The sequence below is a fragment of the Rahnella inusitata genome (assembly GCF_018288855.1).
Taxonomy (GTDB): Bacteria; Pseudomonadota; Gammaproteobacteria; order Enterobacterales; family Enterobacteriaceae; genus Rahnella; species Rahnella inusitata.
This window is the reverse complement of sequence record NZ_CP065024.1, coordinates 3,410,273-3,433,003: the sequence shown is the minus strand read 5'-3', so window position 1 is coordinate 3,433,003 and position 22,731 is coordinate 3,410,273. Positions and strand designations below refer to the sequence as shown.

The following is a 22,731-nucleotide window of genomic DNA, read 5'->3' as shown; positions in this document are numbered from 1 at the left end:
ATGCGCTATGTTGATTTTTAGTTTCTCAAATGTAACTAGAGGTTAACAATAATGTCGAATAAATTACGTATCTCTCTGATTGCTTCCGCTGTACTGATGTCTTCCTCTGCAATGTCAGCATTACCTCAAGGGTATCCGGCCGATTATCAAAAAATCGTCGATGCCGCGACCAAAGAAGGCAAAGTGGTGGTGTACTCCACGACGGACACGAAAGCTGCAGGCCCGCTGATTCAGGGGTTTGAAGCAACGTATCCGGGTATCAAAGTCGAATATAACGACATGAACAGTACCGAACTGTACAACCGTTATATCAGTGAGCAGGCCGCGGGCGGCACCAGCGGCGATGTGGTCTGGAGTTCCTCGATGGACACCGCGCTGAAGCTGGCGACCGATTACGCTCAGGAATACAAATCGCCGGAGCAGAGCCAGTTGCCGAAATGGGCTGTGTGGAAAGACAAAGCCTACGGCACCACCTACGAGCCAGTGGTCTTCATCTATAACAAAAGGCTGATCCCCGCGGGCGACGTCCCTGATTCCCATGCGGCGCTGGCAAAACTGATCGCCAGCCAGACCGACAAATTCAGCAAAAAAGTCACCACCTATGACATCGAGAAATCGGGTCTCGGTTTCATGCTGTCGGTACAGGATTTCAAAGCCGATCCCAATTATTTCAAAACGCTGGCTGACGTCGCCAAAGGTGGCTTAGCGGTACAGTCCTCCACCGGTACCATGATGGAGAGGGTCTCGTCTGGCGAAAACCTGATCGGCTTTAACATCCTCGGCTCCTATGCCGAAGCCCGCGCCAAAACCGATCCGTCGCTCGGCATTTCCTATCCTAAGGATTATACCCTGGTGCTTTCCCGCGTCTCCTTCATCAGTCAGGAATCGAAAAACAGCAATGCCGCCAGACTGTGGCTGGATTACGTGCTGTCTGAAAAAGGCCAAAGCATTTTGGCGAATCAGGCCGATATCCCGTCAATCCGTAACGATATCGAAGGTAAAAATGACATCGACGGCCTGACCAAAATGTTAGGAAACGCCCTCAAGCCGATTCCGGTCGACGAAACCCTGCTGGAATATCTGCAACAGAAAAAACGTCTGGATTACATTAAACAGTGGCGTACCGCCGCATCAAAATAATTTACCCGTCATTCTTCACGCTGCAGATGCGTTGGCTGCACTCGCTCACCCGAATCACTTACCTGAGTAAGTTCATCGGGATCCGTTCGATTGCCGCCATCCTGCAACTCGAATGATTTTGGGTAAACGGAGGCGTAAGCCTCCCTTGTTTACCTGATTCCGTCGTTCAGGGTTCCTGACCTAAGGGAAGTAACATGAATGCATTGCGCAGAAAGTGGCAAAGTTTGCCGCGTGGCATGGTGGTGCTGATAACCGCACTGGTTATCTACATTCCGTTGTCGTTCATCGTGATACAAAGTTTTCTCTCCGCACCTTTCTTCTCCCCCTCGAAGGAGTGGAGCCTGGAGTCGTTTGAATTTATTTTCACCGATCCGGATTTCTACAAGGCGCTGAAAAGTGGCTTTATTCTGGCGTTCGGGTTGGTAGTGATCGCCATCCCGCTGGGCGGAATTCTGGCGTTCCTGATGGTACGCACCGATTTGCCCGGCAGGCGTCTCATCGAGCCGCTGATTCTGGTGCCGATTTTCGTCTCGCCGATGGTGCTGGGGTTTGGTTATGTGGTCGCTGCCGGGCCGGTGGGCTTCTTCTCGCTGTGGGCGCAGGCCATCTTCGGGTTTGTACCCTGGAATATCTACGACATGTCGAGCATCGTGGTAATCGCCGGTCTGACCCACGTTCCCCACGCCTATCTCTATATTTCTTCGGCGCTGCGCAGCGTAGGTTCTGACGTCGAAGAGGCCGCGCGTACCGCCGGTGCTTCGCCGTTACAGGTGATGACCGCCGTCAGTCTGCCAATGGTTCGCCCGTCCATTTTGTACGCGACGGTGTTGCTGTTCTTCCTCGGGCTGGAAGTGTTCGGCCTGATGCTGGTGCTCGGCGACCCCGAAGGCAACATGGTACTGGCGACCTATCTCTATCAGCTGACCAACAAACTGGGTACACCGTCTTATCACCTGATGGCCGCCGTCGCCGTGGTGCTGATTTGTATCACCATCCCGCTGGTGATGTTGCAGCGCCGCCTGATGCGCACCGCTAACCGCTTTGTCACCGTAAAGGGCAAAGCATCGCAGGCGCGGGCGTTACCGCTGGGTAAATGGCGCTGGGTGGCGGGCGCGGTGGTGGCTTTCTGGCTGACCGTGACCATCGGCGTACCACTGCTGGGCGTGGTGCTGCGAGCGTTCATTTCCAACTGGGGCGTCGGTGTATCTTTGTGGGATGAACTGTCACTTAATACCTTCCGCACCATCTGGGAGCAGCCTAATCTGCTTCGCGCCATCGTCAACTCTATGGCGATTGGCGTGATCGGCGGTGCGCTGGCCGTCGCCTGTTATCTGTTTATCGGCATTGCCATGCACCGTAAACCAGACGGCGTGACGCGTTTTCTCGATTACAGTGTGCTGGTGCCACGTGCCGTTCCCGGGTTGCTGGCCGGTCTGGCTTTCCTGTGGGTATTCCTCTTTCTGCCGATGTGGCTGGACAATGCGCTCAAATCCGGCTGGCTTTCGGGGATGCCCTGGTCGCAGTGGCTGCGCGATAACCTGGTGGTCTGGCTGCGATCGCTGCGCAGTACGATTTTCAGCGTCTGGCTGGCGTATACCGTGGTGTGGATGGCGTACGGTCTGCGGCTGATCTCCTCGACGTTGTTGCAGGTCGGGCCGGAGCTGGAAGAGGCGGCGCGCAGTGCCGGTGCGACACGCGGGCAAATCACCCGTCACGTCACCATTCCGCTGTCACGCTACGGCCTGATTGGCTCCTGGCTGCTGATGTTCCTGATTTTCGAACGCGAATATTCCACCGGTGTGTATCTGCTTTCACCCGGCACGGAAACCATTGGTTCGATGCTGGTTTCCCTGTGGGCGGCAGGAGCGATAGATATCGTCGCCGCGCTCTCTTTTATTAACATCCTGCTGGTGGTGTTAGGTCTGGGTATTGCCCTTCGTTTTGGAGTCAAATTACATGATTGAATTATCGGTCGAGAATCTGCACTTAACCTACGGCGACAATCCGGTGCTGAAAGGCGTGTCAATGGATCTGAAGCGTGGCGAAGTGGTGTCCTTACTCGGGCCTTCCGGCAGTGGCAAAACCACCTTGCTGCGCGCCGTCGCCGGGCTGGAAAAGCCGACGCAGGGCACGATCATTATCGGCAAAAACAAAGTCTACGACGGCACACCGCGCAGCGAAATCCCCGCCGAGGAACGTAATCTCGGGCTGGTGTTTCAGTCCTATGCGCTGTGGCCACATAAAACCGTTTTCGAAAACGTCGCGTACCCGCTAAAACTGCGCAAGGTGGCGTCGGGTGAAATCACGCAAAGAGTGCAGGCGGTGCTGGATCAGCTCGGGCTGGGGCATCTGGGCAAACGCCATCCGCATCAGCTTTCCGGTGGTCAGCAACAGCGCGTGGCGATTGGCCGTGCGCTGGTGTATAACCCGCCGGTGATATTACTTGATGAGCCGCTGTCTAACCTCGATGCCAAGCTGCGTGAAGAAGCGCGTGTGTTCCTGCGCGAACTGATCATTAAACTCGGCCTGTCGGCGCTGATGGTGACGCACGATCAGAACGAAGCGATGGCGATTTCTGACCGTATCCTGTTACTCAATAACGGCAAAATCGAACAGCAGGGTACGCCGCAGGAAATGTACGGTTCGCCGAAAACGCTGTTTACCGCCGAATTTATGGGCAGTAACAACCGGCTGCACGGGAAAGTCACCGACGTGCGCGACGGCAAAGCGCGCATTGAAGGCAAAGACTGGGCGCTGTGGGGACAGGCGGGTGAGGGCGTACAGAGCGGGCAGGAGGGCACGGCGGTGATCCGCGTCGAGCGCGTGGTGCTGGCCGACGGACCGGGCGACAATCAGCTGGAATTACCGCTGCTGACCAGCATGTACCTCGGTGACCGCTGGGAATACCTGTTCCGCACCGCCGGTGATGATTTTGTCATCCGCGCCTATGGTACGGATGTACGGGATCCTCAGCACTGCCATCTGGCATTGCCGGAACAGCACGTGTGGATTTTCCCGAAAGGATAAATGCGGTTAAATAACCCATATGAATACAATGTTTATATGGGTTATATTTTATTATTCACTGTGTTTATTTAATCTATTTTAGTATGCTTTTTTTTGATTTTTTTTATTGTCCTTTCGGATTTTAAAATTTATTCTTCTCAGCCGTTTATGGGTGGGTTTCAAAGGATAATAAAACATGGAGTTAGTGGTTAATTTTAAAGAGCAATATGCGGCGTTTATACGCAGATATAAAAGTAATGGTATATGCATGGGTTTGTGTCTGGTCTGGTTGGGCGATATATTGAAAAACAGGCCGGACCCGGCACAAGCTGGATTTGCGGCAAGGTGGGCACCTTCCTGGCTTTCTGCACCCAGTTCAATTGCACATATCCCTTTCGACCAGGTGGCGTTAGAAGCGCTGTTTCAGCGCGCTTTGAAACGACAGAAAAGCTATCTGCTTAAAAGTGAAAACCACGATCCCTATCATTATCAGGCACGCACAGCGATACTGGTCAATAAAAAGAATCAGCGTCAACTTTTTTTGGAAGAGAAAAGTGGAAATCCGGGGCTGAAATATACTTATCGGGAGTTTGATAATTTATTCGCGACGCAGGGGTTGGATTTTACAGGGCGTGCGCAAGGCACGATTATTACAATGTGGTTTCCTAAAAGAAATACTGCCCATGCTATTGCTGTAATTAGTCTGTCACCCAGAGAGACCTATTTTCTTGATCCCAATCTTGGGCTGTTTAAAGTCGATAGTGCAAATATTGCGCTGGAGATAGCCGAGAATGTACTGGCGACCTATGAAAATCCGCGTATAGCAGATCAGATCATTATCAGCCGCAAGTAGCCCACCATTTTGACTATCGATGCCTGATAGCGAGTGAATGTGAGTCTGCGGCTTGACACTCGCAGGGGGAATCCGCAAATTGGTTCCCCCTGATTGTTTAAAACGGTTTTTCCATGACTCAAAACACCTCTCCCACTGATACCGTAAAAATCGCCAGTCTGGCTGATGTCCCGCAATACCTTGAGACGGTCACCGAATATCTGCACGGTGAATGGTCTGATTTCGCCCACTGGGCACAAAAAGATTTTATTCGTCAACGGCTTGAACAACGCCTCCTCAGCCGTGGCCGCCAGTGTGTGTTAATCGCGCTGGATGAAAACGAGCAGGTGGTGGGAACCGCTGGCGTGATGCGCTATGAGCTTAGTGATGTCGCCGAGCGCAAATACTGGCTGGGTGAAGTGTTCACCTGCCATCATCTGCGCGGAAAGGGGATCGGTTCGGCGCTGGTCAAAGCCTGTATCGAGCGTTCACGTGCGGCCGGTATTGATACGCTGTGGCTGTATACGCCCGATCAGCAAGGATTATATGGCCGTCTTGGCTGGCTGGAAGCCGAGCGCCGCGAAGTCAACGGCGAGTGGGTCAGTATTATGCAGCGTCCATTGATTTAACGTAACAAGCCTTCTAAAAAAATCCATGTATTAACGGACGGCTGTCAGGCCGTCCCGTCATATTTCTTTCATTTACTGGTAGCGGGGAACCGCTCAGGAGAGATGAGGAGATAATTTCGTGATCTACGAGTGCTGGATTTTCATCTGGTGTTGCCGGTTCTGAGTAGCACGTGTGGATTTTGAGAAGGCATGAGTGATGATTAATAAATCATATAAATGAAGTATTATGTATATATTAAGGTCTGTTCATTTAACTAATGTATTAAATGAGTTTTATTATTACTACTTTCAGTTTATTCATTGTTTTTTTGATAAGAAAAATTATTCTGCAACCCCGTTCATCTGTGAGCTTACAAGGATAGGCAATATGCAGTGGGTGGTTGATTAAAAAAAATTGAATTTCACCAGGTAAAGGAACGATAAAATGGAGTTAATCATTTCATTTGAAACGCAATATCAGAAGTTTATTGAGACGCATAATTCCAGAGGTTTCTGTATGGGTTTTTGTCTGACCTGGCTTGGCGATGTTTTAAAAGACCGTCCGGTAACAATACAAAAAAATTTCCTACAGACCTGGCTCCCAGCATGGTTCACTTCAACGCCTCCACAAATGCATGCGCGAATTCCTGTTGAAAAACAGGAGTTTCAAAATTTCCTGGAAAGAGTCAGGCGGCGGCATGTAAATAATGAGATGCGCGCTATTGGGTATAGGAAGAGCCATTGTGATAGTAAAACTTCATTCGATGAGATTACTGTTAATTTTAAAAATAACAGACAGAGAGAGTTAGAAATCAAAACTGGCGTTCCAGGGCTGATTTATTCTTGTCATGAATTGAATAGTTTACTGGCTGCTAAAGGTGTGAAATATTCAGGAAAACCCCATGGCACTATTTTGACTGTCGATATAGCTGGCCACAATGGCGACTTGCATGCTGTAGCCACAATAAGCCTGGCACCCGAAGAGATATATTATCTTGATCCAAATATTGGTCTTTTCAAAGTCAATAAACAATTTTCACTGATGGATATTAATTCTAAAATACAAAACACTTATCGCGGGGCTCAAGTCTTAGCACAGATAATCATTACTCGAAAATAGTCATTTCATGCGATGCCCCCCTCACTGATATGGTTCAGTCAGGACGTATCAAGGGGAGGAGGTAATGCAATTGCCGTGGTAATACCCTCGTTTTTTACTTCTTATGCCACGCCAGCATGCTGCCTTCACTGTGTCCGGTTACCGGATCAGTGTCAGGCAGCGGCACGGCGGCGACCGCTTTGGTTCGCACCGCCAGTTGCGCGGGTTCGTCATGACAAAGATCGGCTTTCATTTCGGGCGGATATGCACCCACCAGCATAAATTCCTCGTCGGCGGAAATTTGTTTATGCCCGATGCCCGCCGGTAAGAGCAGAACATCTCCCACCTTTACTTCAATGATTTTCCCGTTCTCGCCACCGAGCTGTAATCTCGCCGTTCCGGCAAACACGCCCAGGGCTTCATGAGTATTCGAATGGAAATGGGTAAAGGTGTACACCGGATAGCGCCACTGCGGTGGCCAGCCATTAGAACGGAAAAGATGCTCGAGATAGTCGGCATTATCGACGACGTTAGGTGGGATAACGCGGTGATAAATCATGACCGGGAGTTTGTTATTAGGCACGCCACCCGAAGGTTTATCAATCAGCAGGGTTTCCATCGCGACCTCTCTGGGGGTAGCAAAACCAGCGCGGGGCAGTGGCATCAGCGCGATGACCCCCAGTAACGTAACAAACTGACGTCGATCCACAGGCATCAGGCCGTGCTCCTTATTTCAATGACTTACCTCATTCATGTATAGAACAAAAATGCCTGAAAATCATCTTTCTACAGACTGTTTTAAACGGGTTAAACAATCGACAGGCTTCTCAGATAAAACTTAAAAAATGTAGCATTCAACAAATAGAAGGCCTGTTCACTGGATAAATGCCTTATGTCTTCTATGCTTAAGTGGCTTATACAAAAATAGAAAATGGCCTCAGGAGGAGATGTTATGAATAAGAAAATGTTACTTGTGGTTGCTACAGCAGTTTCTGTACTGGCAGGTTGTCAGACTTATGACCGCGCAGCGAGCTACGTAAAAGAGCCAGTGGTCAGCGATGTTAAAGTCGGTATGACAAAATCTCAGGTTCGCGCTATTGCAGGCCCACCGTCTACAGAAGCGACGCTTATCCATGCGAAAGGCACTTGCCAGACGTATGCTGTGGCTCCGCGTGATGGTAAAGCACAGACTTACTTTGTCAGCTATAACGACACCGGTCATGTCATGAACAAAGGCTATCAGTCCTGTTCAGACTACGACAAAGACCCGCAAGCTGCTCAGTAACAGCAACCGCGTCTGAAGGTTAAGTCAGCATAAAAAAAATGCCTGTCGTGTTAAACGAACAGGCATTTTTTATTGCGATTTACGCCGGGCAGAATCAGGCCTTCTCCGTCACAATCCTCACACCGACTTTACTGACCCGGTTGCCATCCATCTCAGCAATCGTCCACGTCAGGCCGTCCCATTCGATATGGTCACCGATAACCGGTTCACCGCCCAGCAACCGGATAACGAAATGCCCCAGTGACTGCGACTGATCGACGGTATCTTCCAGATTCAGGCCGTAAAGCTGTGAAATAGCATCCAGCGGCGCATCGGCCTGCAAGATGAAATCACCGAAGAAGCGGTCGTCGAGCACCACTTTATTGCTGTCGCTGAACAGCTTGCCCAGCTCCGGCAGGTGTTTTTCCTGACCGATTACACACAGAATGTCGCCTTCCTTCAGCCGCGTACTGCCGGTCGGGTGCAGCATCTCTTTGCCACGGAACAGGGCGGCAATGCGCGTTTCCTGCGGCATCTGTAAGTCACGCAGCGCTGCGCCGACGCACCATTTCTCCGAACCCAGCTGGTAGATAAACTGCTCCCAGTCGTTATACACATCGATATCCAATCCGACGCGGGAGATGGGGGTCGGCTGCGGTGGTACCAGCACCCTGGCTTTTTTGGCCGCGAAACCCAGCGACGTGCCCTGAACCAGCAGCGACACCAGCACGATAAAGAACGCAACGTTGAAGAACAGGGTGGCGTTAGGCAGCCCGGCCATCATTGGGAAGACTGCCAGAATGATCGGTACCGCGCCGCGCAGGCCCACCCACGAGATAAAGAACCGCTCGCGCAGGGTGAAGTTTTTGAACGGGATAAGGCTCACGAACACCGACAGCGGGCGCGCCAGCAGGATCATCCACAGGGACAGCGCCAGCGCTGCAACGGCAATCGGCAGCAGATCGCTGGGCGTCAGCAGCAGGCCGAGCACCAGGAACATGCCAATCTGGCTCAGCCACGCCAGCCCGTCGAAGGTTTGCATAATCCCGTGGCGGTTGCGGATCGGCATGTTGCCGAGCATCAGCCCGCACAAGTAAACGGCCAGAATGCCACTGCCTTCGAGCGACATGGTGGCGGCGTACACCAGCAGGCCGCCGCTAAAGGCCAGCAGCGGATATAAACCGGCCGCCAGCGTAATTTTGTTGATGAGTTTGTGCAGCAGCCAGCCACCACCGACGCCAAACACAATACCGAGGCCAAACTGGCGCACCACGTCGACCACAAACATCAGGCTCAGCCCGTGTTCGCCTTTGGAGATCATGTCGATGAGCGTAATGGTCAGAAACACTGCCATCGGGTCGTTGCTACCAGATTCAATTTCCAGCGTCGCGCTCACGCGTTCGTTCAGCCCTTTGCCGCCAATCAGCGAGAACACCGCCGCCGCATCGGTCGAGCCGATAATTGCGCCAATCAGCAGGCCCTGCATCAGGTCGATATGGAACAGCCACGCCGCCGCCATGCCGGTCAGTCCGGCAGTTATAAGCACGCCAACCGTCGCCAGCGACAGTGCAGGCCACAGCGCCACGCGGAAAGAGGACGCCCGGGTGCGCATCCCGCCGTCGAGCAGAATTACGGCCAGTGCGAGGTTGCTGACCAGATAGGCCGCTGGGTAATTATCGAACGCAATACCGCCGATGCCGTCGACGCCCGCCAGCATGCCGATGGCGAGGAAAATGACCAAAATAGGGATGCCGAGCTTAGAAGAGAACGAACTGAGCAAAATGCTCGCTGCGACTAACAGGGCGCCAATAAAGAAAAGTGTGTTGATCGTGCTGGCGTCCAAGAGCGTTCTCCTTGTAGAGCGTGAGTATGGCGGGGGAAAAGCGGTTTCATCATCAATGACGAGGTGTCTAATTTATCAGGAAAATGAGCCCCTTGCTGAGGTCATTTCGGATTTTTATTAGTTGCACTTAAGAATATAAAACTATGCTTAACGATGAGTAATGTCTCTTGGCAATGATAAAAAAGGATCAGCAAATGAGTGAATTTACCGGCGTACACCGTGAAGTGCTTGAAGATGGCAGCATCAAACATGTGGTTATCCGCGATGCAGCGGGCAAGGAGCAGGCAATCGCTGCGAAAGATTACATTTCGCAAGGGATCCAGCCGGAACTCGATGAGTTGCCCGAAGTGGGCACTGATCATGAATTTCCGGTGTCGGGCAAAGGCTAAACCCCGCAGAGAACCTGCGGGGATCGGGTTACACGCCCAGACGGTCACGCAGGGAATAATAGGCCGCGCCGAGCATGGTGAAAGGCACCTGGAAGTTGCGGCCACCGAAGAATGGCATGTGCGGCAGGCGGGCGAATGCGTCAAAACGCTCGGCGTCGCCACGCAGCACTTCGGTGATCAGTTTCCCCGCCAAATGCGTCAGCGTCACGCCATGTCCGCTGTCGCCCTGCATATAGTAGATGTTGTTCTCCAGCCGCCCGAACTGCGGCAGGCGTGAAAGTGTCAGCAGGAAATTGCCGCCCCAGCGATAATCGATTTTCACGCCTTTTAGCTGCGGGAAGGTGCGGTTAAGCTTAGGCAGGATCACCGAATCGATATTCGGCGGATTTTTCCCGCCATAGGTGACGCCGCCGCCGTACAACATCCGGTTATCCGCGGTAAGACGGAAGTAGTCGAGCAGATAGTTGCAGTCTTCCACGCAGTAATTATTCGGCAATAACGACAGCGCCATGTCTTCCGACAGTGGTTCAGTGGCGATGATTTGCGAACCGCACGGCATACTCAGACGCGTGAGGCGCGGCGCGAGTTGCTGGCTGAGATAAGCGTTGCCTGCCAGAATCACATACTTCGCTTTCACTTGACCCTTCGCGGTATGTACACGAGCCGGATCGCCATGTTCAATGCGCGTGACCGCCGAGCCTTCAAAAATGCGTCCGCCGTGACGGCGTATAGCTTCGGCCTCGCCCAGCACCAGATTCAGCGGGTGAATATGCCCGCCATGCTTATCAAGGAGCCCGCCGACGTAGCGGTCAGTGGCTATCTCGCGGCGAATAGCACTTTCGTCCAGCAGGGTGAGATCGGTATGCCCGTAACGGTTCCACAGCTTTTGCTGGTCACGCAGCTTCGTAAGCTGGCGCGCACTCAGCGCGGCAAACACGCAGCCAGGCCGATAGTCACAGTCGATGGCATATTGGTCGATACGCTGGCGGATAATGTTCGCGCCTTCAAACATCATACTGCCGAGCATATCGGCGGTCTGACGACCGTAGCGGTCTTCAATGACATCAATATCACGGCTGTAGGAATTGACCACCTGACCGCCGTTGCGCCCGCTGGCGCCCCAGCCGACGCGGGCGGATTCCAGCACCACGACGTCGTAACCGGCTTCACAGAGATATAAAGCAGAAGAGATGCCGGTGTAACCGGCGCCGACAATACAGACATCGCACTCAATATTATCCGTCAGCTCCGGCCATGGCGCGTGCGCATTGACGGAGCTGGCATAGTAGCTGTCGGTGTGGGGCACGCCGGCAGCGTCGGGACTTCGCGTGTGAGTACTCATAGTGACATCCTTCTTTTGGTTCCCGTTGTCAGGCCCAGATCCTGCGACAACTAGAAGGTATTAGGGGTATGTGCGCTAACTATCCTGCAAATTCGCGTGGAAATATTACTGAAGCTGTGTGGGTTGGCGGTATTAATGGCATAACTCTGCCCGGCACGCAGCGGATAACTCTGACCGTTGACGGTTAAAATAATCTCCCCTTCTAACAGGGTGCCGACTTCCTCTCCCTGATGTTTGATTTTGTCGCCGGTGGTGCTGCCCGGCTGATACGTTTCCAGCAGCATGGCGACCGCGTGGTTTGGCGTGCCGTTGTGCACCATTTTCATGGATACGCCGCGGCTGCCGATTTCAATCAAGTCTGCCGAATTGATAACAATTTTCGGTTTATCACTTTCGTGCGCTTCGGCAAAAAATTCGGATAACGACAGCCCGTACACTCGCAACAGTTTTTGCAACGTACTGACGGCGGGGCTGACTTTATCCTGTTCGATGGTGCTGATGGCGCTGTGGGTCAGGCCAGACAATTCGGCGGCTTTGCGTTGTGACATGCCGAGTTGCTGACGAATTTCAGAAAGCCGGCGACCAGGCGCCAGACTGACTTCGCTCATCCGTCTATTCCTCGCGAGCGCTCCGGGCCTGATGGCCTTTGCGGCAGGCATTGATAAATGCGTTGAACAACTGACGAGACACCGGGTCCGTCAGGCTGTGCCATTCAGGGTGCCATTGCACCCCCAGAGCAAACGGATGGTCGCGAACGCTCACGGCCTCCACCAGATTATCCGGCGCGCGAGCTTCCACATTCAGTTCCGCGCCGAGCGTTTTTGCCCCCTGACCGTGCAGGGAGTTCACCTGAAACTGCTGATAATCGGGTAACAATTCTGAAAGTAATCCGCCCGGTTCGATATGTACCGGATGCACGACGTTATATTGATCGTCATGGGGCAGACTGGTGTCTTCGCGGTGATCCATATAGCCCGGCACCTCCTGCACCTTGCGGTACAAACTGCCACCAGTCGCCACCACCAGCTCCTGCAAACCGCGGCAGGCGGCAAATAAAGGGATTTTTTTATCCAGCGTCGCACGGATAAGTTGCAGACTCAGGCGGTCGCGCCCCGGATCGGCGAGTTCTTCAATACCCTCTTCACCGTACTGATGTGGCTCAATATTGCTGGGGCTGCCGGTGAGGAAGATGCCGTCAAGACCGCGCAGGATCTGATCTATTGCACCTTCGCGCGCCGCCAGTTCATGCGGCAGACAGACGGGCAGGGCGTCTGCATTAAAGATGGCGTCCAGATATTTTTCGTGGACGGTGAGAGCAGGGTTTTCATCAACGGTGTTTTCACACATTACTACCCCAATGATCGGTCTGTAGCTGGTCTGTTTTCCAGCGGATGCCGTGGAAAATATATTGCCCATAATACCGCCTCGTTGAGTGGATGAATGTATTGACAGCGGGCGTCTCTCCCCACGCGGCTGTTGGGAATTATTTCAATGATACTGGCCTGCTTCTGACCAATTTAGCAGCGCATTGATGGCATTTCAAACTGAGTTGTTATCAAATTGTAGGTGTTGCAAAAAATTAATGTTAAGGCTAGGGTTAATCATATGGCCTATATTTTGAGCATGGTCGGGCGGATAAACGAATCACCCTGATAACCGAGAATGAAGACACATGAGAAGACTGCGTTGAACAGAGCAATCAAACGGTAAGGCTTAACCGGCAGGCATCATGGTGGTGCCGTTGACGCCGGAAACCAGCAAATGGCGGAAAACCTATGCAAGCGACTCAACTGATGAATGAAATTAAGAAAGAGATTAGCGAGAACGAACCTCTTGCTAAGCACATTGAAGAGCGAAGTAGCGCGTTCCAGGATGAAGTAACTCAATACCTGGAGCGTCACCCACTTACCCTTCACGTCGACGTCCTGCTCACCGATCTCAATGGTTCCTTCCGCGGCAAACGCGTTCCCGTCTCTTCATTACGTAAACTCGAAAAAGGCTGTTACTTCCCGGCGTCGGTTTTCGCCATGGACATTCTCGGTAATGTCGTGGAAGAAGCGGGTCTTGGCCAGGAACTTGGCGAACCCGATCGCAACTGTATTCCCGTTCCCGGCACCTTAACGCCTTCAGCCTCTGACCCTGAGCACACCGGGCAACTGCTGCTGACCATGCTTGACGAAGATGGCACTCCCTTTAACGTTGAACCCCGCAATGTGCTCAATCATATCTGGCAAACATTGCGCCAGCGGGGCCTGTTCCCGGTGGTAGCGGTAGAGCTGGAGTTCTATCTGCTCGACAGGCAGCGCGACGCCGAAGGCTATATCCAGCCGCCGTGTACCCCCGGCACGCAAGAGCGCAGTATGCATACGCAGGTCTATTCTGTAGATAATCTCGATCATTTTGCTGATGTGCTGAGTGACATCGACCGTCTGGCGCATATTCAGGGCTTACCGGCTTCTGGCGCGGTTGCGGAGTCCTCTCCGGGTCAGTTTGAAATCAATTTGCAGCACAGCGAAAATATTCTGCGCGCCTGCGACTACGCTCTGATGCTCAAACGTCTGGTGCGACTGGTGGCGGAAAATCACGAAATGGACGCCACTTTTATGGCGAAACCTTATGACGAGTATGCGGGCAGCGGGATGCACATCCACCTGAGCGTGCTCGACGACAATGGCAAAAACCTGTTTGCCAACGCCAATGGCGATGACTCCGAATTAATGAAACGGTCACTGGCCGGCATGATTGCCCTGATGCCCGCGTCGATGGCCGTGTTAGCGCCGAACGTGAATGCGTTCCGTCGCTTCCAGCCAGGCATGTATGTGCCGACGCAGGCATCGTGGGGGCATAACAATCGCACCGTTGCGCTGCGCGTGCCCTGCGGCGGCGTGGCCGACCATCGCGTGGAGTATCGCGTGGCCGGTGCTGATGCCAACCCGTATCTGGTGGTCGCCACCGTGCTGGCGGGGATGCTGTACGGACTTGATAACGATTTACCGCTGCCGGAACCGGTGACGGGGAACGGTCTGGAACAGGAGGGCATTCCGCTGCCTATTCGTCAGAGCGATGCTTTGTACGACTTTGATGAACAACCGGCGCTGAAAAAATACCTCGGCGAGCGTTTTTCACAGGTTTATCACGCCTGTAAGTCAGATGAGTTATTGCAGTTTGAACGTCGTGTGACGGAAACAGAAATCGACTGGATGCTGCGTAACGCTTAGTTAATGGTTAACAGACATGCACATGATGTTCAAAACTGGAAAAGAAATTGTAACCGGACGCCACTGATTGTTGTCATTCATGCGTGATTTGTGCAAAATACGCCGCACTGCAGATAACCGACGCTTAAAGGCGCCGGTTATTTTTTTTGCATGTGCAGTACCCAAACTAATTTAACAGAGGCCGGACCCAGATCCGGATAGATAACAAGGTTCGTGTGCGATCCCAAATTCAAAACGGTCGCCACTATGAGGAAATGTAAAATGGGGCAATACTTCAAACCTGTACCGGTGCCCGCCGGTGCTTCTTTCAGCTGCGGCCACCTTCGCTCAGCCTTCACTTCCATGTTCAGCGATGTGAAGATCAATCCCCCGTTTACTGGTAATAACTCACGAAGTTTTCCCTGTACGTTGCGTTCAGAGGCGTTTAAGCGCCCGGTGTCTGCAATCCAGGGAGGGCTGAGCCATGTCTGCTAATGTTTCCGCCTCTCCGGCACCTCAGCGCGCACAGCTGCGTAAAACCCTGACGCTGGTTCAGGTTGTCATGATGGGTCTGGCCTATCTGCAACCGATGACCATTTTCGATACGTTCGGTATCGTTTCTGGCCTGACCGATGGTCACGTCGCGACTGCGTACATCTTTGCGCTGATTGCCGTTCTGTTTACCGCCGTGAGTTACGGCAAACTGGTGCGTCGTTTCCCGTCCGCCGGTTCTGCCTACACTTACGCACAGAAGGCGATCAGCCCTCACGTCGGCTTTATGGTGGGCTGGTCATCCCTGCTGGACTATCTGTTCATGCCGATGATCAACATCCTGCTGGCAAAAATTTACCTGGAAGCCATCTTCCCCGGTGTGCCGTCGTGGATCTTTGTCACCGCGCTGGTCGCGCTGATGACCGCGTTCAACCTGCGCGGCATTAAAGTTGTCGCGAACCTCAACAGCATTATCGTGGTCGTTCAGGTTGCGATCATGGTGGTGTTCCTCGGGCTGCTGGTGCATGGCGTGTATATGGGCGAAGGTATGGGAACGCTGGCGACCACTAAGCCGTTCTTCAGCGAAAATGCGCATGTGGTGCCAATGATTACCGGTGCGACTATCCTGTGCTTCTCATTCCTCGGCTTCGACGGTATCAGTTCGTTGTCTGAAGAAACGCCTAACGCGGGTAAAGTCATTCCGAAAGCGATTTTCCTGACGGCGCTGATTGGCGGCATCATCTTTGTGGTGGTGTCTTACTTCCTGCAGCTGTACTTCCCGGATATTTCGCGCTTCAAAGATCCGGACGCTTCTCAGCCTGAAATCATGTTGTACGTGGCCGGTAAGTTCTTCCAGTCCGTCATTCTGTGCTTTAGCTGTGTGACCGTTCTGGCCTCCGGTATGGCCGCTCATGCGGGCGTGTCACGTTTGTTGTACGTGATGGGCCGCGACGGCGTCTTCCCGGAAAAAGTCTTCGGTTATGTGCATCCTAAATGGCGCACCCCGACGTTCAACGTCGTGCTGGTGGGGGTTGTGGCGATGTCTGCAATAACGTTTGATCTGGTGACCGCGACGGCGCTAATCAACTTCGGTGCGCTGGTGGCTTTCACCTTCGTGAACCTGTCGGTGATTTCGCAGTTCTACATCCGTGAGAAGCGCAACCGCACCTTCAAGGATCACTTCCATTATCTGATCCTGCCGGTAATTGGCGCGCTGACCGTCGGTGCCCTGTGGCTGAATCTGGAATCGAGCTCAATGACGCTGGGTCTGGTCTGGGGCGCAATCGGATTAGGATATCTGGCGTTTATTACCAATGCTTTCAGGAAGCAGCCACCGCAGATGAGCGGGGAAATCGCCCCCGAGGCGTGATGGATGGCCCTTTGGAAAGGGTCGAAAACCCGTTTTGCTCCCCCCCTGCGAAGGGGGAGGAGCTTTCCGAGGCTGCCTCGGCTTGCAAAATGAGCCTGGCAGATTTAAAAAGCCGCCATTGCAGCGGCTTCTGCACTCTACGACGCTAACCGTTTCCCATATTCAAACAGCGCTTTGAGAAGCGCTATCTTCTCAGCATCCCCCTCATGCAAGTTATAGAGCGCCTCCAGCTCTAAGGCATAATTCTGGAAACGCTCATCGGTCAGCTTGGTCTGTCGGTGCGCCATCCATCGTTTCTGTTCGGCATCCGTCAGGGTCTCAGGATAATTTCTCGCTCTGAAGCGAAACAGCAGGGGTTCGATGCGCGAATCGTTAAACGTCAGATCCAGTGCCGGAAGGTTCTCGGGGCGAGTTTCCAGGAGAATGCGCATCGCGGCGCGATCGGCGTCACTGAAGAAACCGTCGTACAGGCGGGCATCAACGTCCTCGGAAGCGACAAAGGGCTCGGCTTCGGCGAACATGGTTACCACCTTATCGCGCACCTGCGGATTCTGACGCAGCAGTTGCAGGTTCTCCAGACAACGCTGACGATCAATGCCTAAGCGCTCGGCGTTTTCCGGCAACAGCGTTTTGGCCGGGGCAAGCACCGGACATTTATTGATGTGCACCAGTTTGACAGGCAGAGGAGACTGACCGGGTTCCAGCGAATCACGGCGGCTGTACAGGCGTTCACGCATCTGATCCGGATCGAGATCCAGCAGCGTCGACATATCACCGGCCAGGTCGCACATGATCACGGCATTTTTATTCTCAGGATGCCACGCCAGCGGCGCGACCCACGCGGTATTGCCGCGCGCGGCACCGAACATACCGGAGACGTGCACCAGCGGTGCCATAGAAGGGATGTCGATAAGCTGGTTGAGTTTGTGCTTACTGCGATGCTCCAGCAGAAAGCTGAACAGACGCGGCTGCGCCTGTTTGACCAGTTTCGCCATGGCAATGGTGGCGTAAACATCGGCCATCGCGTCATGAGCATTTTCGTGTTCGATGCCGTTGGCTTTGGTCAGGTGCTCAAGGCGGAAACTCGGGAAACCCTCGTCATTTTCCGGCCAGTTGATGCCTTCCGGGCGCAGCGCGTAGCAGGCGCGCATCACGTCGAGTAAATCCCAACGGGAATTGCCGTTCTGCCAGCTGTAGGCGTACGGGTCGTAAAAGTTGCGATACAGAATGTTGCGGCTGACTTCATCGTCGAAACGGATGTTGTTATACCCGACGATACAGGTGCCAGGCACGCTGAAAGCCTGATGGATTTGCGCGGTAAACTCCGCTTCGTTCAGGCCGCGTTCGAGCGCGATTTGTGGCGTAATGCCGGTGATCATCACGGCTTCCGGCTCGGGCAGATAATCGTCAGACGGGCGGCAATAGATCACTAACGGTTCTTCGATGATATTGAAATCTTCGTCAGTTCTTACCCCGGCAAACTGTGCCGGACGATCCAGCGCCGGATTTTTACCGAATGTCTCGTAATCGTGGAAATAAAAGGTTTTTTGCGGCTTGTCTGACATTACGAAGATAACCTTATCACTGCGGGAATGGGGACGAAACTCCGGATAGGATACCATCCGTCGCCGTGATGTCATGACAAAATCCTCTGCTCTGGAAGACAGCGCTAAAAACGTCGGGTTTTTCCGTAACCATCCCTCAAAACCCTGACCAAACCGGGGTGATCCGCTTTATTAACTCAGCTAAACTAGCGCCATCATTTAACTTTCGCCTACGGCTGGCTAAACGTGCGTCTCGATAAGAAAATTTCTCCGCTGGATAACGTTATCTACCGCAACTATCGGATTACCCATGCGCTGCGTATCGCGCTGGCGTTTATCCTGACGTTCCTTATCGTGCGCCTGACCCATATTCCTGAAGGCACCTGGCCGCTGATCACGCTGGTAGTGGTGATGGGGCCGATTTCATTCTGGGGAAACGTGGTTCAGCGGGTGATGGAGCGCGTGACCGGCACGGTGCTGGGGGCGGCGTCCGGGTTGATTGCCCTGTGGCTCGAGCTTTATTCGCTGCCGGTGATGCTGGTCTGGTGCGCAGTCGTGATGTTTGTCAGCGGGTATCTGACCCTTGGCAAACGGCCTTATATGGCGCTACTGATCGGCATTACGCTGGCGGTGGTATGCGGTGCGGGGCCGGGAGATATGGAAATGGCGCTGTGGCGTTCCGGTGATGTCATTTTCGGATCCCTGCTGGCGCTGTTGTTTGCCAGTATTTATCCGCAACGCGCCTTTATTCACTGGCGCATGCAGATGGCAGATTATCTGATGTCGCTGAATAAAATCTACAGCGCGTGGCTGTCGCCGAACCTGCTGGATCGCCCGCATCTGGATCGTAAGCTGAAAGGTGCCATGAGCCAGATGGTCAAGATGCGCTCACTGTTTGCGCCATCGAGTAAAGAAACCCGTGTTCCTCGCGAGGCGTTTGACGCCATCCAGACACTGAGCCGTAATCTGTTATGCACGCTGGAGCTGCTGGCCGATGCCTACTGGAGTTCACGCGAAAGCCATTTTCTGATGCTCAATGCCCGCACGTTGCGCAGCGCACAGCTGCTGATGCTCGATACGCTGGAAAAGCTGAGCCTGATGCTGCTTAACGGTACGCGCGGCGATGAACTGAACATTTCCAATGAGCTCAATGAATCGGCGGAGGAGCTGAAAGCGCTGATGACCGAAATGAATGCGGCCAACCACCTGGAAGCGCAGGTGTATGGCTATGTCTGGCTGAGCGCCCAGGTGGCGGAGCAACTGAAATCCATGGGCGACCTGATCACCATGGTGATGCAGAAAGAAGAAGCTCAAATAAGCAGCGTTAAAACGTCGAAAGCGTGAAGGGATTTTTGTCTGCGGCCTAAAACGGGTAAGATGGCGTTATTGGACGATTATCTGAGCGCGCAGCACGAATTTTGCTACGCTTTTTGCTAAGTTGTTATTCTTTGTAGGCAAAGCGGTTGCGACAAATCAGTCACTGAATCTGTGTAACTTAATCGAAGGTGTTAAAATGGACAATATCAATAAGCCTAGCTTCCAGAACGTTCTGGAGTTCGTGCGTATTTTCCGTCGTAAAAACAAATTACAACGTGAAATTGCTGACAACGAAAAGAAAATCCGCGACAACCAGAAGCGTGTTCTGCTGCTCGACAACCTGAGCGATTACATCAAGCCAGGCATGAGCATCGACGAAATTCAGGCGATCATTGCCAGCATGCGCGGCGACTATGAAGATCGTGTTGATGACTACATCATCCGCAATGCAGACCTGTCGAAAGAGCGTCGTGAGATGTCCAAAAAGCTGAAAGCGATGGGCGAAATTAAAGCCAACGAAACCAAATAATTTCGTTGCCGCCAAAAAGTAAAAACCGGGTTTATGCCCGGTTTTTTTATGCCCAAATTTTGCAGGAGCGGATGTGGCGGTCAGTGCAGATGAGACAAACTCGCTGCGCTGATCCGCAGACCGGCGTCGTCGAACACCATGCAGCGCTCGGCGTCAAACCACGTGGTCAGGCTCTGGTACGGATTGAACGCCATGTCGCCCGGCAGCAGCATTTTGAAACCGTCGGTGCCGTAGCATTGGCCAAACAGGTACGTGCTGTTGCCCAGTCGCTCGACCACTTCGCAGTTAAACTCCAGCTGATTTTCCGTCTCTTTCGACAATAAGTGCTCCGGGCGGATGCCGAGCGTAATGGCATCACCGGTGGCCAGTTCGCGAGTGCTCAGAGCCAGCGTCAGGGTTTTCTCCGGCGTCAGACGCACTTCCAGCCGATCAGGCTGCCAGCTTATCACCTCGGCGGGCAGGAAATTCATCTTCGGCGACCCAATGAAACCGGCGACGAATTTATTCACCGGATTGTAGTAGAGATCCATCGGCGCGCCCATCTGTTCCACTTTTCCGTAATTCATCACCACAATTTTATTCGCCAGCGTCATTGCCTCGGTCTGATCGTGGGTGACATACACCATGGTGGTTTTCAATTCCTGATGCAGTTTCGAAATGTGCAGACGCATGTCCACGCGCAGTTCGGCATCCAGGTTGGAAAGGGGTTCATCAAACATAAAAACCTGCGGATTGCGCACAATCGCGCGGCCAATGGCGGTGCGCTGGCGCTGTCCGCCGGAAAGTTGTTTCGGTTTTCGGTCCAGCAGATGGGAAAGCTGTAAGGTTTTGGCGACCATCTCCACCTGATGACGAATTTCCTCTTTCGGCACGCCGTTCACTTTCAGCCCGTAACCCATGTTCTCGGCAATCGTCATGTGCGGATAAAGTGCATACGACTGAAACACCATCGCCACGCCGCGGCGGGAAGGATCGACGTCGTTCACCCGCTGCTCACCGATATACACATCACCTTCCGTAATCTCTTCCAGCCCGGCAATCATGCGCAGCAATGTGGATTTCCCGCAGCCGGACGGTCCGACGAACACCGTGAATTCACCGTCTTCAATATCAATATTGATGTTATGCAGCGTCACGGTTTTATCGAAACGCTTCACCACATTTTTGAGTCTGATGCTGGACATTTTTGACCTCTTAAAGATTCATACCGCTGATATTTCGGACTATAACCACCTTGTGTAAACGTTTGCACAGGGCGGTTCGAATTTTGGAGAGGAGATCACACAATACACATCTTTTGGTAGTGATTTTGTTATTCAAAGTTTAACGTATAACACGAATTGAGAAACGACATTAATCACCGTGCATTCAGGTTGTAAAGGGTTTAATAGCATGGGTTGTTGATTGGATGTCGTCAGGTTCCACACAAAAATGTTATACCTTCACATCCAGGAGCAACAATGAAAATTACACACCTTACTGCCTTGGTACTGATGTCATTAAGCCTCAGCAGCCAGGCCGTCCGGGCAGCCGAGGGTCAGTTACTTGTCTGGGAAGATATTAAGAAATCTTCAGGTATTGCCGACGCTGTTAAAGACTTTGAAAAAGAGAACAACGTCAAAGTTGTGGTGCAGGAAACGCCTTACGCGCAGCAAACCGAAAAATTGCGTCTGGATGGCCCGGCGGGAATTGGTCCTGATGTGGTGGTAATCCCCAATGACCAGCTGGGCACCGCCGTGGTTCAGGGATTACTGGCTCCGCTTACGCTCGACAAAGCGTTCACTGACAGCTTTACGCCGTCGGCCATCAACGCGTTCCAGCAGAAAGGGCAAACCTACGGTGTGCCTAAAGCGGTCGAAACGCTGGTACTCATCTACAACAAAGACCTGCTGCCAAAAGCGCCGGATACCCTCGATGAGTATTACGCCTTCTCCAAAGAGGAAAGGGCGAAAGGCAAATACGGTCTGCTCGCCAAGTTCGATGAGGTGTATTACGCCTACGGCGCGATCTCGTCTATGGGTGGCTATATCTTTGGCAAAGACGCCAAAGGTGAGCTAAACGTCGAAGACATCGGCCTGAATAAACCGGGTAGCGTCGAAGCCGTGACTTACCTGAAAAAATTCTATGCCGACGGTTTATTCCCGGCGGGAATTACCGGCGATAACGGCCTGAACGCCATCGATTCCCTGTTTACCGAGAAGAAAGCGGCGGCGGTGATCACCGGCCCGTGGGCGTTCCAGCCGTATGAAGCGGCGGGCATCAATTACGGCGTGAAACCGTTACCGCTGTTGCCCAATGGCAAACCGATGAGTTCTTTCCTCGGCGTGAAAGGGTATGCGGTATCGACCTACAGTAAACAGAAACCGCTGGCGGAGAAATTCATCACTTTCATCAACCAGCCTAAGTACGCCAAGGTGCGTTACGAAGTGACCAAGGAAATCCCGGCACTGACTGTGCTGGTCAATGATCCGATGATCAAGAACGATGAAAAAGCCAACGCGGTGGCGTTGCAGTCCACCCACGCGACCGCCATGCCGGGCGTACCGGAAATGCAGGAAGTCTGGGGACCGGCTAACAACGGTATCCAGCTCGGCGTGACCGGCAAGCAGCCGGTGCAGGCCGCGCTTAATGACGCCGTGAAAAACATCCAGATGCAAATCGAAGCGGCAAAAGCCAGCAACGAGTAATTCGCTGAATTATTCACCAACACCTGTACGTCTGAAAGGAGGGAGTGATTTCACTCCCTCACCAGTGAAAGGA

20 protein-coding genes are annotated in these 22,731 nt (G+C 52.9%); 13 read left to right on the top strand and 7 right to left on the bottom strand.

The window, feature by feature from the left end; all coding sequences use genetic code 11:
• Window positions 1-51 precede the first annotated feature (51 nt).
• The 6 genes from I2123_RS16205 (at window position 52) to I2123_RS16180 (ending at window position 6,706) form a co-directional block, all read left to right on the top strand.
• Window positions 52-1,140 carry an ABC transporter substrate-binding protein gene (locus I2123_RS16205; RefSeq protein WP_112164498.1) on the top strand — a complete coding sequence of 363 codons (1,089 nt, stop codon included), beginning with the start codon at window positions 52-54 and terminating at the stop codon, window positions 1,138-1,140.
• A 194-nt stretch (window positions 1,141-1,334) separates the two neighbouring features.
• Complete coding sequence (locus I2123_RS16200) at window positions 1,335-3,104, top strand: ABC transporter permease (RefSeq protein WP_112164497.1); 1,770 nt, start codon at window positions 1,335-1,337, stop codon at window positions 3,102-3,104.
• On the top strand, window positions 3,097-4,167 hold the full coding sequence (locus tag I2123_RS16195; RefSeq protein WP_112164496.1) for an ABC transporter ATP-binding protein: 1,071 nt from the start codon (window positions 3,097-3,099) through the stop codon (window positions 4,165-4,167). Before I2123_RS16200 ends, I2123_RS16195 begins: the two co-directional genes overlap by 8 nt.
• A 175-nt stretch (window positions 4,168-4,342) precedes the next feature.
• Window positions 4,343-4,999 carry a hypothetical protein gene (locus tag I2123_RS16190; protein WP_213051016.1) on the top strand — a complete coding sequence of 219 codons (657 nt, stop codon included), beginning with the start codon at window positions 4,343-4,345 and terminating at the stop codon, window positions 4,997-4,999.
• A gap of 113 nt (window positions 5,000-5,112) precedes the next feature.
• Window positions 5,113-5,607 carry a GNAT family N-acetyltransferase gene (locus I2123_RS16185; protein ID WP_112164494.1) on the top strand — a complete coding sequence of 165 codons (495 nt, stop codon included), beginning with the start codon at window positions 5,113-5,115 and terminating at the stop codon, window positions 5,605-5,607.
• 424 nt (window positions 5,608-6,031) lie between these two features.
• Window positions 6,032-6,706, top strand: a complete 675-nt coding sequence (locus tag I2123_RS16180; protein WP_213051015.1) for a hypothetical protein — start codon at window positions 6,032-6,034, stop codon at window positions 6,704-6,706.
• A 94-nt stretch (window positions 6,707-6,800) separates the two neighbouring features.
• On the opposite strand, the gene I2123_RS16175 is transcribed toward I2123_RS16180, so the two are convergent.
• Window positions 6,801-7,400, bottom strand: coding sequence for a cupin (locus tag I2123_RS16175; protein WP_213051014.1), 600 nt, complete (start codon window positions 7,398-7,400; stop codon window positions 6,801-6,803).
• Window positions 7,401-7,637: 237 nt separating this feature from the next.
• On the opposite strand from I2123_RS16175, the gene osmE reads away from it, so the two are divergent.
• A complete protein-coding gene (osmE, locus tag I2123_RS16170; RefSeq protein WP_112164491.1) occupies window positions 7,638-7,970 on the top strand; it encodes an osmotically-inducible lipoprotein OsmE in 333 nt (110 codons plus the stop codon).
• 94 nt (window positions 7,971-8,064) lie between these two features.
• On the opposite strand, the gene I2123_RS16165 is transcribed toward osmE, so the two are convergent.
• On the bottom strand, window positions 8,065-9,792 hold the full coding sequence (locus tag I2123_RS16165) for a potassium/proton antiporter (protein ID WP_120078208.1): 1,728 nt from the start codon (window positions 9,790-9,792) through the stop codon (window positions 8,065-8,067).
• 194 nt (window positions 9,793-9,986) lie between these two features.
• Between I2123_RS16165 and I2123_RS16160 the strand changes: the two genes are divergently transcribed.
• Window positions 9,987-10,181, top strand: coding sequence for a hypothetical protein (locus I2123_RS16160; RefSeq protein WP_112164490.1), 195 nt, complete (start codon window positions 9,987-9,989; stop codon window positions 10,179-10,181).
• 28 nt (window positions 10,182-10,209) lie between these two features.
• On the opposite strand, the gene I2123_RS16155 is transcribed toward I2123_RS16160, so the two are convergent.
• From I2123_RS16155 to puuD, 3 genes are read right to left on the bottom strand one after another with little or no spacing between them, the layout of a single operon-like run.
• Window positions 10,210-11,523: an NAD(P)/FAD-dependent oxidoreductase gene (locus I2123_RS16155; RefSeq protein WP_213051013.1), complete on the bottom strand. Its 1,314-nt coding sequence runs from the start codon at window positions 11,521-11,523 to the stop codon at window positions 10,210-10,212.
• A gap of 50 nt (window positions 11,524-11,573) precedes the next feature.
• Window positions 11,574-12,131: an HTH-type transcriptional regulator PuuR gene (gene puuR / locus I2123_RS16150; RefSeq protein ID WP_112164488.1), complete on the bottom strand. Its 558-nt coding sequence runs from the start codon at window positions 12,129-12,131 to the stop codon at window positions 11,574-11,576.
• A 4-nt stretch (window positions 12,132-12,135) separates the two neighbouring features.
• Window positions 12,136-12,939 (bottom strand): gamma-glutamyl-gamma-aminobutyrate hydrolase, encoded by an 804-nt coding sequence (puuD, locus tag I2123_RS16145; protein ID WP_213051012.1) that lies wholly within the window; start codon window positions 12,937-12,939, stop codon window positions 12,136-12,138.
• A 377-nt stretch (window positions 12,940-13,316) separates the two neighbouring features.
• On the opposite strand from puuD, the gene I2123_RS16140 reads away from it, so the two are divergent.
• Window positions 13,317-14,741 (top strand): glutamine synthetase family protein, encoded by a 1,425-nt coding sequence (locus I2123_RS16140; RefSeq protein WP_213052544.1) that lies wholly within the window; start codon window positions 13,317-13,319, stop codon window positions 14,739-14,741.
• A gap of 463 nt (window positions 14,742-15,204) precedes the next feature.
• Window positions 15,205-16,581: an APC family permease gene (locus I2123_RS16135; protein WP_112164485.1), complete on the top strand. Its 1,377-nt coding sequence runs from the start codon at window positions 15,205-15,207 to the stop codon at window positions 16,579-16,581.
• A gap of 137 nt (window positions 16,582-16,718) precedes the next feature.
• Here the strand turns inward: I2123_RS16135 and sbcB are convergent, their stop codons facing one another.
• Window positions 16,719-18,146: an exodeoxyribonuclease I gene (gene sbcB, locus I2123_RS16130; protein WP_112164484.1), complete on the bottom strand. Its 1,428-nt coding sequence runs from the start codon at window positions 18,144-18,146 to the stop codon at window positions 16,719-16,721.
• A gap of 225 nt (window positions 18,147-18,371) precedes the next feature.
• Here sbcB and I2123_RS16125 point away from each other — a divergent pair, with 225 nt between their 5' ends.
• Together I2123_RS16125 and I2123_RS16120 are read left to right on the top strand one after the other, a co-directional pair.
• A complete protein-coding gene (locus I2123_RS16125; RefSeq protein ID WP_112164483.1) occupies window positions 18,372-19,469 on the top strand; it encodes an FUSC family protein in 1,098 nt (365 codons plus the stop codon).
• 169 nt (window positions 19,470-19,638) lie between these two features.
• Window positions 19,639-19,971: a DUF496 family protein gene (locus I2123_RS16120; RefSeq protein ID WP_112164482.1), complete on the top strand. Its 333-nt coding sequence runs from the start codon at window positions 19,639-19,641 to the stop codon at window positions 19,969-19,971.
• 80 nt (window positions 19,972-20,051) lie between these two features.
• Here the strand turns inward: I2123_RS16120 and I2123_RS16115 are convergent, their stop codons facing one another.
• On the bottom strand, window positions 20,052-21,155 hold the full coding sequence (locus tag I2123_RS16115) for an ABC transporter ATP-binding protein (protein WP_213051011.1): 1,104 nt from the start codon (window positions 21,153-21,155) through the stop codon (window positions 20,052-20,054).
• A 276-nt stretch (window positions 21,156-21,431) separates the two neighbouring features.
• Between I2123_RS16115 and I2123_RS16110 the strand changes: the two genes are divergently transcribed.
• Window positions 21,432-22,658, top strand: a complete 1,227-nt coding sequence (locus I2123_RS16110) for an extracellular solute-binding protein (protein WP_213051010.1) — start codon at window positions 21,432-21,434, stop codon at window positions 22,656-22,658.
• Window positions 22,659-22,731: the final 73 nt, after the last annotated feature.